Source organism: Thiothrix fructosivorans (assembly GCF_017349355.1).
In the GTDB taxonomy this organism is placed as follows: Bacteria; Pseudomonadota; Gammaproteobacteria; order Thiotrichales; family Thiotrichaceae; genus Thiothrix; species Thiothrix fructosivorans.
The window spans coordinates 704984-717770 of sequence record NZ_JAFMPM010000008.1 but is presented as its reverse complement, the minus strand read 5'-3'; the positions used below and the strand labels follow the sequence as shown (position 1 = coordinate 717770).

Annotated in this window: 13 protein-coding genes; 2 read left to right on the top strand and 11 right to left on the bottom strand. The window is 51.3% G+C overall.

All coding sequences use genetic code 11. The features are described from left to right. From lpxD to pyrH, 9 genes are read right to left on the bottom strand one after another with little or no spacing between them, the layout of a single operon-like run. Positions 1–990 (bottom strand): UDP-3-O-(3-hydroxymyristoyl)glucosamine N-acyltransferase, encoded by a 990-nt coding sequence (gene lpxD, locus J1836_RS17775; protein ID WP_207252446.1) that lies wholly within the window; start codon positions 988–990, stop codon positions 1–3. Between the two features lie 4 nt (positions 991–994). Continuing rightward, positions 995–1594, bottom strand: a complete 600-nt coding sequence (locus J1836_RS17770; RefSeq protein ID WP_207252445.1) for an OmpH/Skp family outer membrane protein — start codon at positions 1592–1594, stop codon at positions 995–997. A gap of 3 nt (positions 1595–1597) precedes the next feature. After that, positions 1598–3850, bottom strand: coding sequence for an outer membrane protein assembly factor BamA (gene bamA, locus J1836_RS17765; RefSeq protein WP_242632906.1), 2253 nt, complete (start codon positions 3848–3850; stop codon positions 1598–1600). 41 nt (positions 3851–3891) lie between these two features. Then, complete coding sequence (gene rseP, locus J1836_RS17760; protein WP_207252443.1) at positions 3892–5262, bottom strand: RIP metalloprotease RseP; 1371 nt, start codon at positions 5260–5262, stop codon at positions 3892–3894. Positions 5263–5265: 3 nt separating this feature from the next. Next, positions 5266–6441, bottom strand: coding sequence for a 1-deoxy-D-xylulose-5-phosphate reductoisomerase (gene ispC / locus J1836_RS17755; protein WP_207252442.1), 1176 nt, complete (start codon positions 6439–6441; stop codon positions 5266–5268). Further along, positions 6431–7249 (bottom strand): phosphatidate cytidylyltransferase, encoded by an 819-nt coding sequence (locus J1836_RS17750; RefSeq protein WP_207252441.1) that lies wholly within the window; start codon positions 7247–7249, stop codon positions 6431–6433. Before J1836_RS17750 ends, ispC begins: the two co-directional genes overlap by 11 nt. Continuing rightward, entirely contained in the window at positions 7242–7991 is a 750-nt protein-coding gene (gene uppS / locus J1836_RS17745; RefSeq protein ID WP_207252440.1) for a polyprenyl diphosphate synthase, read from the bottom strand. Before uppS ends, J1836_RS17750 begins: the two co-directional genes overlap by 8 nt. 44 nt (positions 7992–8035) lie before the next feature. Beyond that, positions 8036–8593: a ribosome recycling factor gene (gene frr / locus J1836_RS17740; RefSeq protein ID WP_207252439.1), complete on the bottom strand. Its 558-nt coding sequence runs from the start codon at positions 8591–8593 to the stop codon at positions 8036–8038. 4 nt (positions 8594–8597) lie between these two features. Continuing rightward, positions 8598–9332 (bottom strand): UMP kinase, encoded by a 735-nt coding sequence (pyrH, locus tag J1836_RS17735; RefSeq protein ID WP_207252438.1) that lies wholly within the window; start codon positions 9330–9332, stop codon positions 8598–8600. Between pyrH and J1836_RS17730 the strand changes: the two genes are divergently transcribed. Continuing rightward, positions 9331–10614: a hypothetical protein gene (locus tag J1836_RS17730; protein ID WP_207252437.1), complete on the top strand. Its 1284-nt coding sequence runs from the start codon at positions 9331–9333 to the stop codon at positions 10612–10614. The genes pyrH and J1836_RS17730 overlap by 2 nt on opposite strands. 6 nt (positions 10615–10620) lie before the next feature. Continuing rightward, the gene (locus J1836_RS17725; RefSeq protein ID WP_207252436.1) at positions 10621–10884 is read left to right on the top strand and encodes a hypothetical protein; all 264 of its coding nucleotides are present in this window, start codon (positions 10621–10623) and stop codon (positions 10882–10884) included. A 93-nt stretch (positions 10885–10977) separates the two neighbouring features. Here the strand turns inward: J1836_RS17725 and tsf are convergent, their stop codons facing one another. After that, positions 10978–11850, bottom strand: a complete 873-nt coding sequence (tsf, locus tag J1836_RS17720; protein WP_207252435.1) for a translation elongation factor Ts — start codon at positions 11848–11850, stop codon at positions 10978–10980. A gap of 30 nt (positions 11851–11880) precedes the next feature. Next, a complete protein-coding gene (gene rpsB, locus J1836_RS17715) occupies positions 11881–12645 on the bottom strand; it encodes a 30S ribosomal protein S2 (RefSeq protein ID WP_207252434.1) in 765 nt (254 codons plus the stop codon). Positions 12646–12787 lie beyond the last annotated feature (142 nt).

Below are 12787 nucleotides of genomic sequence, written 5' to 3'. Positions count from 1 at the left end.
TCAACTACTCCCTTTCTCTTGTAAAGCCGCAAGCTGTTTTTCTAAAGCCTGTAAACGGCGTGCTAATGTGTCTAACTGGTTAAAACGTACTGCGTTTTTACGCCAGACCGCATTTTCCTCTATTGTTGTACCAGAAGAATATACCCCTGGTTTGGTAATCGAGTGCGACACCATGCTCGTCCCCGTTACCACGACATTATCCGCAATGCTCAAATGCCCCGCAATTGCACACATGCCTGCAATTTGACAATGCTTACCGATTTGCACACTGCCTGCCACAGCCGTACACGCCGCCATTGCAGTATAATCACCAATCTGGGTGTTATGCCCGATTTGAATCAAGTTATCCAGCTTTACGCCATTACCGATCAGGGTTGAACCCAGCGCGGCACGGTCAATTGTGGTATTCGCGCCGATTTCGACATCATCGCCCAGCACGACATTGCCCACTTGCGGAATTTTAAACCATGTCTTCCGGTCAGGTGCAAACCCAAACCCATCAGCGCCCAACACTGCACCCGAATGGATAATGCAGCGTTTGCCGATGTGCGTGTCAGCATACAGGGTTACGTTAGCGTGCAACCAGCTATACGCCCCAATCTGGCAATCGCGCCCAATCACACAACCCGCTTCAATCACCACGCCCTCGCCCAAAACCACACCGTCTTCCAATACGACCGAGGGGTGAATTGCGACCGCAGGACGCGGCACAGGGTGTAATAAGGTGACCGCTTTTGCATACGCAAGGTAAGGATTCGGGTTAACCAGGCAATCGCCTGCATAGCCTTGCGCCATATCCGGCGGCAAAATCAACGCACTGGCGTTGGAATCTTCCAAGTAATGCCGGTATTTTGCATCGCGGATGTAACTAATCTCCCCCGCCCCCGCCTTTTCGATAGAAGCCACGGATACCAGCCGCACCGACGCATTACCCTGCAACGCCGAACCCGTGAAATCCGCGAGTTCCTGTAACGTACAACCTTGTGTCATGGCTTTACTCCTGCTTGCGGGGAACAACGACAGGCGCGGCAGCAGCAGGTGGCGCGAGGGTGGCTTGTGCCTGAAACTTTTGCTCCAAGTGCTGCATGACCTTGCTGGTAATGTCGATGCGGTCACTGGCAACGATGTAATTGCTCTCACGCAATACCAAGTCGATTTTCTCCTGTGCGCGGACTTCGCCAATCGCCTGAATAATGCCGTTTTGTAGCGCATCAATCGCAGCATCACGCGCAGCACGGACTTCTTCACGGAAATCTTCCATCTCGCGTGAATACTTACGTTGCCGATCACGCAACTCACGTTGCCGCTGTAACTTTTCATCTTCGGGCAACGAACCCGCCTCATTACGCAGCGCAAGGTCATCTTCCAATGCCTGCATCTGCTTTTGATCGGCTGCCAGTTTTTGCTCGCGGGGTACAAAGTCCAGCTTTAACTTTGCCTCGGCGGCTTTGGATTGTGGGGTATTATCCAGCAATGTTGCCACATTCACAATCGCAATGCGCACGGGCTGGGTTGCCGTGTCATTCGCCCACACGACCGACTGACTTGCTAGAATCAGCCCCAACCACAACCCTAGCACACCCCGTATATTCATGTGTTAGAACGATGCCCCAATGCTGAATTGGACTTTCTGTTCTTTATCGTCGTCTTTAGCATTCAAAGGCTTCGCGTAGCTGACTTCTAGAGGGCCAATCGGCGACAACCAGACTGCACCTACCCCAGCGGAATAACGCAGTTCATCACTTTTAAAATCACCGGACTTCTCGAACACATTCCCGCCATCCACGAATGTGCTCATTTTCAAGCCTTTGACATCTTCCGCGAACGGCACAGGGAATTGCACTTCAGCCGTACCCGTGACCATCAAATCCCCACCGATAGGGTCATCTTTTTCATCACGTTTACCCAAGGTGCTTTGGTCAAAACCACGCACACTGTTAATGCCCCCCGCGTAATACTTGTCGAAGAACGGCGTTTCATCCAAGCCACCCGACGTGTTGCTCGTACCGACTTTACCTTTTGCCACAAACGTCACGTTATCGGTAATAGGGTGGTAAGTCGCGCCATCATAACTCAGCTTTTGGTATTGCAAATCACTGCCAGGCGCATTCGCTTGCAGGGAAACGCGATGGCGCTGCCCTTCGGTCGGGAAAACAGTGCGGTTACGGGTATCGTGTACGTAACTCACTGTCACGGGTAATTGCGTGTATTCCTCGCCATTTTTCGCCACGAAATCTTTGATACGTTGCGCCGGTTCTGAACCCAACACAATTTCACGCTTTTCCGCACCCAAACTAGCATACACAGAATCGTGTTCGCTCATTGGCACGGTGTAGTTAACGCTGCCGCCGTAACGGTTAGAGGCATAGCTGGAAATGTCTTCCGCTTCCGCATCGTATTCTTTGTAATAGCCGCTGAAACCACGGCTGATACCATCCGGTGTGTAATACGGGTCGGTGTAACCAATGCTGTAATTCTTGTTAACCTTGCTGTTGTCCACGTTCACGTCAAGCTTTTTACCCGTCCCCATGAAGTTGTCTTGATTCAAGTTAACGTTGAATAACACGCCTTGCGATTGCGAAAAACCTGCACCGACGCGAAACTGGTTAGACGAGCGTTCTTTGACCGTCACGATCAAGTCGATTTGGTCTTCCGTACCCGCGACAGGTTCAGCTTCAATGCTGGCTTCTTCCACATACGGCAAGCGTTCCAAACGGGTTTTGGAGCGTTCGACCTGCTCTTTAGAGAACCATGAACTTTCCACCTGACGTAATTCACGGCGGTACACTTCATCCTTGGTGCGGTTATTACCACGGATGTCGATGCGGCGCACGTAAGTCCGCTTGCCTTGGTCAACGGATAACAAAATGCCAACTTGCCCATTGGCTTCGTCAAAATCCGGTGTCGCAGTGACTTTGGTGAAAGCGTAACCTTGCGAACCCAGTTTGCTGGAGAGATTTTTGCGGGTTTCCTCCAAAGCTTTTTGCGAGAAGACTTCGCCTTTACGCAACTTAATCGCTTTACCCAATTGCTCTTGTGACAAGCCGGGGTTGCCTGACATGCTCACATCACCAATGCGGTATTGCCGACCTTCGTTGACGCTGACATTCAAGAAAATGTTTTTCTTGTCCGGCGACATGGATACATCAGCCGAAGTAATTTCAAAGTTGATGTAGCCACGGTCGCGGTAAAAACTATTGAGCGCATCCAAGTCGCCTATCAGCTTTTCTTTGGAATATTTATCGCTGTCACTGAGGAAGGGGATAGAAAACGCGCCGCGCGGACCCGATTCCAGTTGCTTTAACAATACCGCTTCGGGGAAGGCTTTGTTGCCGATGATTTTCACTTGCTGGATGCGTGCAACATTGCCTTCGTTGATGGCGATATTGACACCGACACGGTTACGCGGCAAGGCTTCTACCGTGGTTTTGATGGCAACACCGTAGTGCCCCATCGCTTGGTATTGCTCTGCCAATTCACGTTCGATGGTCGCCAAGGCGGCTTTGTCGAGCGTGTCGCCTTTGCTGATATTGCGCAGCTTCAGCACTTCCATGAGCTTTTCTGTCGGAATTTTGCGGTTGCCCGTGACTTTTAACTCACCAATGGCAGGGCGTTCGACCACCGTTACCACCAGCACATCGCCACGACGACCAAGTTGCACATCCTCAAACAAACCTGTTTGGAACAGAGCGCGAATCGCATCAGCGGATTTAGCATCGTTAAACTGCTCGCCGACCCGCGCAGGCAAGTAATTCAATACCGTACCCGCTGCCACGCGTTCCAAACCGTTAACTTCAATGTCGCGGACTACAAATGCAGCAGCCCAAGCAGCCTGTGAAACCGCTAGCAAACAGCTTACAGCCGAAATTACAAGTGTATGTTTTTTCATAATTAATTTAATAACCGTGTAAAGTCATTATACAAAGCAAGCACCATGAGTCCGCCAATGATTGCCATTCCTAACCGGAAGCCAGCCGCTTCTACCGCTGCTGATACCGGGCTACCTTTTATCCATTCGATCAGGTAATAGAACAAATGCCCACCGTCTAACATGGGTACAGGCAGCAAATTCAACACACCAAGGCTCACGCTCACAATCGCCAAAAAACCGAGGTAATACGTCAACCCAATCGACGCGGAGAGACCTGCAAATTGGGCAATTGTCACCGGACCACTGACATTGTTCAGCGAAACTTCGCCCGTGAGCATACGCCCCATCAATTTTAAAGTCACCACGGACATTTGCCACGTCTTCGCCGCCCCACGCCACAGCGATTCCATTACGCCATACGACTGGGTGAAATACACTTTATCGCGTAACGTTATCGGGGGTGCAGCCAATTGCGCACCAATGGTAGCCACTGTTGCGCCCGTGCTGATGCGCGGTGTAACTGTCAGCACTTGTGCTGCTCCCGCCCGTTCCACTTTTAAGGTCACGGCTTGGTCTGGGTGCGCTTGAATGTACTCAACGAAGCTACGTCCGCCTGTGGGTTTTAATGCATCAATCGCTAGAATTTTATCGTGCGCTTGCAAACCCGCTTGCGCAGCGGGGGTATTCGGCACAACCTGCTCCACCACGACATCATAGGGTGGCAACCACGGCTTCATGCCGATTTTATCCAGCGTCCCTGACTCTTCCTTGAACATCGCCAAGCCTTGCAGGTTCAAATCCCGTTGCACGGGCGTCCCCTCTGGCGTGGTGACACTGAAGACTAATTGCGGGGACTTCAGGTATTCCTCGACCAGCAACATGCGTAAATCTTCCCACGAAGCCGTTTCCACGCCATTAATTGCCACCACTTGATCACCGGGTTGGAAACCTGCTGCCGCTGAGGGAGAATCTTTTGCCACATCGACGTAAGGACGCATCGCCTCCTGACCCAACATAAAGACCAGCGCGTACACCGCAATCGCTAACAAGAAATTCGCAACCGGTCCTGCGACCACAATCGCAGCACGTTTCCACAACACCTGCCGATTGAAGGCACGATGCACTTCATGCTCAGGAATCTCACAGCCGTCTTCGCATTCACGCTCATCCAGCATTTTGACGTAGCCGCCGAACGGTAGCGCTGCCAACACGTATTCCACTTTATCGGCATCTTTAGACACCCGCCGCCACAGCGGTTTACCGAAGCCAATCGAAAAGCGCAGCACTTTCACGCCCAGTTTACGGGCAACCCAAAAGTGTCCGAATTCGTGGACTGTTACCAGCACACCGATGGCGAGAAGAAACGCAGGAATGGTAAGCAGCAAATTCATGATTTAGTGTATTTTCTTGTTTTTTATCCAAGATACTGAACGCGCACGGCTTTCTTCATCCTGAATAAGTATATCGTCAAGGTTCATCGGTGTACCTGCCGAGGCTTGTTGCATCACATCCTTAACCAGTAACGGAATATCCGTAAAACCGATTTCCCGCCCTAAAAAGGCTTTCACCGCCACTTCATTCGCGGCATTCAGGGCAATCGTGGCATAACCACCACGCGTGTGTGCATCGTAAGCCAGTTGCAGGCACGGAAAACGTGCCATGTCCGGTCGTTCAAAATCCAAGCGTGCCGTCGTAAACAAATCCAACGGCGCAACGCCAGATGCCAAACGTTCCGGCCACCCCAACGCATACGCAATCGGGGTACGCATATCGGGATTCCCCAATTGCGCCAAAACCGAACCATCATTATAGGACACCATCGAATGAATGGTACTTTGTGGGTGTACCACCACTTCGACGCGCTCGGCAGGCAGGTTAAACAACCAGCACGCCTCAATCACTTCCAGCCCTTTGTTCATCAAGGTAGCGGAATCGACCGAAATCTTTTGTCCCATTGACCAATTCGGGTGTGCCACAGCTTGTTCGGGGGTAATATCGTGCAAATCGCTGGCAGCCCATGTACGGAAGGGGCCACCGGAGGCAGTCAGCAAAATCTTTTCCACACCATTCTTGCCGTCACTCGGTAGGCATTGGAACACCGCATTATGTTCACTGTCGATCGGCAACAATTCCGCACCGTGTTCACGTACCGCATCAATGAACAATTGCCCCGACATCACCAAGGCTTCCTTATTCGCCAACATCACGCGCTTGCCAGCCCGTGCCGCTGCCAACGCGGGTAATAAACCGGCTGCACCGACAATCGCAGCCATAACGTAATCGGTATCGGGACTGCTTGCCACTGCATCTAGCGCTTCCGCACCTGCCAACACCACCACATCACTATCGGCTGCTTGCAAACGCTTTTCCAGCACTGCCGCTGCAACCGGGTCAACCATCACCGCGTAACGTGGCTGAAACTGCTGGCATTGCTCGAATAGCTTCTCGACATTGCTATGCGCAGTCAGCGCATAAACATGGAAGCGCTCAGGGTGACGCGCCAACACATCCAAGGTGCTCACGCCAATGCTGCCGCTCGCCCCTAAAATCGTTATTCCTTTAGACACCACGGTAAATCCCCAACCACAACAAGCCCAGCGTGAACAAGGGCGCGGCGGCTAATAAGCTGTCAATACGATCCAAAATACCGCCATGACCGGGCAAAATACGTCCGCTGTCTTTCACACCGGCTTCGCGCTTCAACAGACTTTCAAATAAATCACCTGCCACGGACATTAAAACGATGAACATGGAAAGCACCATAAATATCAAGCCTTTGCCGTCGGGAATAGCCAACCAGAACGACGCCAATGCTGCCCACAGCGCCGTTGCCACCACCGCGCCGGAGACACCTTCCGTGGTTTTACCGGGACTTAAATCAGGAGCTAATTTATTTTTGCCGAACTTACGCCCAGTGAAATACGCCGCTGTATCCGCCAACGCAATCAGCGTAATCAAATAGATAACATAGGAGTAGTGAATACTATGTAAGTGCATGAGCGCGTACCAAGCGGGTAGCAGCACGAGAATACCGGAGAGACGCATTGCCAGCGCGTGTTTCTTGTAAAAGCCCGCATTGCGTGGATACACCTTCAACGCTACCAATATTGCCAGCCATACCGGCACACTGACCGCCAAGACCCACACCGGATCAGGACGAATAAATACCAGCGGCACGGATGCCAGCAAAATCATCATCGTCCCCGCCATGCGCTTTTCGGGCAAATAACAGCCGGTCAAACCCGCCCATTCCCACGCACCTAAGCCCACGATAAACAGCAATGAAAACAACCCGAACAACTCGGTCGGCAAAAAACGGATACCGGCGAACACCAGTAAAATCAGCACCAATCCCGTGATCACTCGTTGTTTAAGCATGTTTTCCTCCTGATACCTGCTCACCCGTCATGCCGAAACGCCGCTGCCGTCGCGCAAAGTCTTTAAAGGCTTCGGACAAGGCGTTTTCGTCGAATTCCGGCCATAATACATCCGTGAAATACAATTCCGCGTATGCCAATTGCCACATCAAGAAATTGCTGATGCGTTTTTCTCCGCCTGTGCGAATAAACAAATCGGGTTCGGGCACGCCAGCCGTCGACAGCAAACGACCGAACATTGGCTCATTCAGCATCGCGGCATCCAACTCACCCGCCGCGATTTGGGTCGCCAACGTGCGTACTGCTTGCAGAATATCCCAACGTCCGCCGTAGTTTGCCGCAATCAGCAAGCGCATTCCGGTGCAACTCGCGGTCATGGCTTCTACTTGCTGAATTTTGTCCTGCAAGCTCGCGGAAAACTCGCTACGGTCGCCGATAAACGCCATCCTGACATTGTGACGAAACAACGCAGCAGACTCGCGCTCTAATGCCGTCATGAACAACGACATTAAACCGCTGACTTCTTCCTCAGGGCGACGCCAGTTTTCACTGCTGAACGCAAACAGCGTCAGGCATTCAACACCTGCGCTGCTGCACGCACGGATCACTTTACGTGCCGCCTCCACACCGCGATGGTGTCCCATCAGGCGCGGCAAGTAACGGGCTTTTGCCCAGCGACCGTTCCCGTCCATCACAATCGCGACATGCCGGGGAACGGCATCTGTTGATGTTGTATTTGTCATTCTAGCCCCATCCGCCGCCGCCAGACTCAAGGTAGCGGGCGTTATTACACGACCATCAATTCTTTTTCTTTGGTTTCCAGCACCGTTTCCACTTCCTTGATGAAATGGTCGGTTAACTTCTGAATGTCGTCAGTCGCACGGCGCTCTTCATCTTCGGAGATTTCTTTCTCTTTCAGCAATGCCTTGAAGTCCGAATTGGCATCACGGCGAATATTACGGATAGCGACCCGCGCACCTTCGGCTTCACCTTTCACCACTTTCACCAAATCGCGGCGACGCTCTTCGGTCAAAGCAGGCAACGGCACACGAATCACATTGCCATCGCTAGACGGGTTTAAACCCAAATTGGAGGTCAAGATCGCTTTTTCGATTTTCGCCGCCATTGGCTTTTCCCACGGCGTGACTTTCAAGGTACGCGCATCTTCCGTGCCGATATTCGCCACTTGGCTTAAAGGAACTTCCGAACCGTAGTAATCCACGGTGATTTGATCCAGCAAACTGGGGTGAGCGCGACCTGTGCGAATTTTTGTCAAATCATTGCGTAGCGCGTCAATACTTTTGTGCATCCGCTGCTCTGCATCTTTTTTAATGTCTGCAATCATTACCTTAAACCTCAACCAATGTTCCAACAATCTCACCACGAACCATCGCAGCAAGCGCCCCCGGTGCGAACATATCGAACACACCCAGCGGCAGTTTATTATCACGGCACATGACCATTGCCGTTAAGTCCATGACGCCTAATTGGCGCTGGATGGCGTCCTCGAAGGATAACCGATCGAAGCGTTTCGCCGTAGGATTTTTTTTCGGATCAGCATCATAGATACCGTCCACTTTGGTCGCCTTCAGCAACAAGTCGCATTGTAATTCAACCCCGCGCAAGCTGGCAGCCGTATCAGTGGTAAAAAACGGGTTGCCACTGCCTGCGGCGCAAATAATGATGTCGCCCTGCTCTAAATAACGGCGGGCTTGATGCGCGGAGTAGCGTTCGCCGACTTGATCAATGCCGAGCGCGGTAAGCACGCGGCAATTCCCGCCGAGTTTTTCGATCGCGTCTTGCATGGCGAGGGAATTCATCACCGTTGCCAACATGCCCATTTGGTCACCACGTACCCGATCCATGCCTTTTTCTGCCAAACCCGCGCCCCGGAACAAGTTGCCGCCGCCGATGACGATTGCGACTTGTACGCCAGAACGTTGTACGGCAAGCGCTTCGCCTGCGACGCGGTAAAGGATGTCGGGGTCGATGCCGGAATCTTGGTTGCCTAAAAGGGCTTCACCACTGAGTTTCAAGAGAATACGGCGGAAACGAAGGGCAGGGTTGGATGCTGGAGAGGTCATGGGCGCACCTACGGTGATTAAAAGTGGTTGCATTTATACAGGTGGTGGGAAGATGGGGCAAGCGATGGATGACCTTATCAAACAACCGTCCATCTGCCATAGGCAACCACTGGCGTTTACCACCGTCATACGCCACAGCCAATATTGCTACGGTCTTAGCTTCGATCATGGAGAAAACAGCATGGAAGCAACGACTAAGAACAGCAATTGGAATACGGGCAAGAATACTCAAATACTTGCTGCCCAACATTATCGGCCAAGTGACAGTAGCTCTCTAGCACAACAATCACCACAATACTGCCCCAAAAATTTTTCCTTCGCGGATGATGCACAACTGGCTAGTAATCGCTCTAGAATAGCATCACTTGCTAGTCATCAAGCCAACAATATAACAAACTCTCCTTTACAGGGCGCTGCATACGCCATTCATGGCGACATAATGGCCGGAGTAACCAAAAGAACAGCTAATAGTCTGTCTTTCGGCACGCTATTTCCAACAACATTAACCAATAGCGAACATGCCTCCATTTTCAATAAAGTTAGATCTCTGTACGGCGGCGATAATACGATTCAAAATACAGCAGACATTGATGCCCATGCTGAAACTCCGCTCTTTGGCTCAGAGACCTTTACGCTTGGTGATGTTTCCACCACATCTGAAGTCAGCTCAGCAATATTGGGCGGTGCTCAACTACTAAAGTCAGTCCCCAAACTCGCCTCTGCTATCAAAGACCTTGGCAGCAAAGAAGTGCAAATCTGGGGATTTCGTGGAGGCAAGGGGGACACGAGAAGCAGTGTACTAAACAATCCTGATCCAAACGTTCGCGCAGAAGCCTATACCGGACACATAGGGGTTTCTCTGGATAAGGGCAAAACCATCTATGGATTTGGCCCTAAAGTGTCTAGCAATGAAACCAAAATGGACGTTATTAGTAACCTAAAGAATCACCAAACCTATTCTGGAGTCATTACAGACGACTCCACACTATTTCGCGATGTGGTCGCTGGAAAGTATGATCCCAGTAATGCCCCACCAATTAACCTGTACGTCATGACAACCAAAACTCCACCGGATGTGATGACTCATCTAAATAGAGCTGTTAACCAACGGGAAATTAGTGGCGTTAGATATGGCTTTCCAGAAGCCACTCACCCAACAGAAACCGTTCGCAACTGTGCTACTGCATTCGGCGAGTGTGGGCTTTCCATTCCATCAAAAGATGGAAAGTTAATCAATTATATTCCAGCTATGCAAGATCAAGGCGCAAAAAAGATAAGGTAAGTAAAAATGTTAAACCATAAAGCAGTGTTAAATATTCAACGGGCATTAGGAGATTTATCAGGTGAATGGCGCAGCCTGAAAGGCTTAGGAGAAAGATCCGAAGAAATTGTTCACCAATACAATCAACTACTAAATATCCTGCTAGATTGGGGATGGGACGCATATATTGATGGCTTAGACCCAGATTGCATGTTGCCAGACAGGCTAATGGGCAGGCGCTATCTGATTGCCGCAAAAGACTCCATCCCACCTGATCACGCAGGCTATTAAAGAAAAAGGGGCAAATGCCCCTTTATCAAAACCGTCTCTCTTAGCCCATCGCCCCTTGAGGGATGCCCCTGCAAAGGACTGGGTGAGGGGTTCTTAGTTCCCTGCCGCCGCCGCAGCCGCTTGCGCCGCTACTTCCTCAGCAAAGTTATCCTGCTTCTTCTCGATGCCTTCGCCTACTTCCAGACGCACAAACTGAGAAATGCTTGCGCCTTTGGATGCGAGGAATTCGCCAACGGTTTGATCAGGGTTCATCACGAACGGCTGACCCACCAAGGTGATTTCGCCCATGAATTTCTTCATGCGACCGACCACCATCTTTTCAGCAATTTCACGCGCCTTGCCGCTTTGCATCGCGATGTCGATCTGGATTTCGCGCTCACGCTCCACCATTTCAGGCGGTACACCGGATTCGTCAACGCAAGCCGGGCGGCTCGCAGCGATGTGCATCGCAACATGCTTGCCTGCTTCACCATCATCGCCTGCCATGCAAACCACTACGCCGATTTTCGCGCCGTGTTGGTAAGTAGCCAGTTGACCGTCACCCGCATCAACCCACACCAAACGACGCACTTGCACGTTTTCACCAATTTTGGCGATCAGAGCAGTACGGCTAGCTTCGGTGAGTGCTGACAAGGTTTCAACGTCAGCGACATTGTTTGCCAATGCAGTTGCACCCACTTCATCAGCAAACGCTACGAAGAAGCTGTCTTTTGCCGCAAAGTCTGTTTCACTGTTGACTTCAATGACCGCTGCGCGTTTCGCGTCAACTGTCAGTGCAATCACCACACGACCTTCTGCTGCTACACGACCGGCTTTCTTGTCAGCTTTCGCTGCACCGGATTTGCGCATCAGGTCAATCGCCGCTTCCATGTCACCATTGGTTTCAGTCAGGGCTTTTTTGCATTCCATCATGCCTGCGCCAGTACGTTCGCGCAGTTCTTTCACCATTCCAGCAGTAATTGCCATTGGGGTAACTCCTTGTTTGAACGGGCTAGCTTATTCGCTAGCAGCGTCAGTGGTTTGTGCTTCGTCAGCAGCAACTTCTGCTGGTGCTTCAACAGGCATTGGGGTAACAGCAGCAGCCGTGTGACCTTCGTTGATCGCATCAGCAGCGGCAGAAACGTACAATTGGATAGCGCGAATCGCGTCATCGTTGCCCGGAATCACATAATCAACGCCTTGCAAGGAGTTGTTCGTGTCCACGATACCAATGACCGGAATGCCCAGCTTGTTCGCTTCTTGTACTGCAATTTTTTCGTAGCCTACGTCGATAACGAAAATCGCATCCGGCAGACCACGCATGTCTTTGATCCCGCCGAGGCTGCGTTCCAGCTTTTCGGATTCGCGGGTCAAGGTCAGAATTTCTTTTTTGCCCAATTTCTGGAACGTGCCGTCTTCAGCCATGCGCTCCAGATCTTTCAAACGCTTGATGGATTGCTTAACAGTTTTGAAGTTAGTCAGCATCCCACCCAACCAGCGATGGTTGACGTAAGGCATTTTGCAAGCAGCCGCCGCTTCGCTGACCGCATCACGCGCCGAACGCTTAGTGCCAACGAACATGATTTTGCCGCCTTTAGCAGCCAACTTGCCGATGAAGTTAGTCGCATCATTGAACATGGGCAGGGACTGCTCAAGGTTGATGATGTGAATTTTATTGCGCTCACCGAAGATGAACTGGCCCATTTTTGGATTCCAGTAACGGGTCTGGTGACCGAAATGGACGCCTGCTTCGAGCATTTGGCGCATAGTAACTTTAGGCATGATAAGCTCCTGTATGGGTTATGCCTCCATACATCCCGGCAAACGCAACTTGTTTTTAAGGCAAGCACCCTGCGTGTCGTGTCGATGTATGTGTGGATTAATGTAAAACAATTTGCGGAAATCGCGGCGGCTTTATACCATG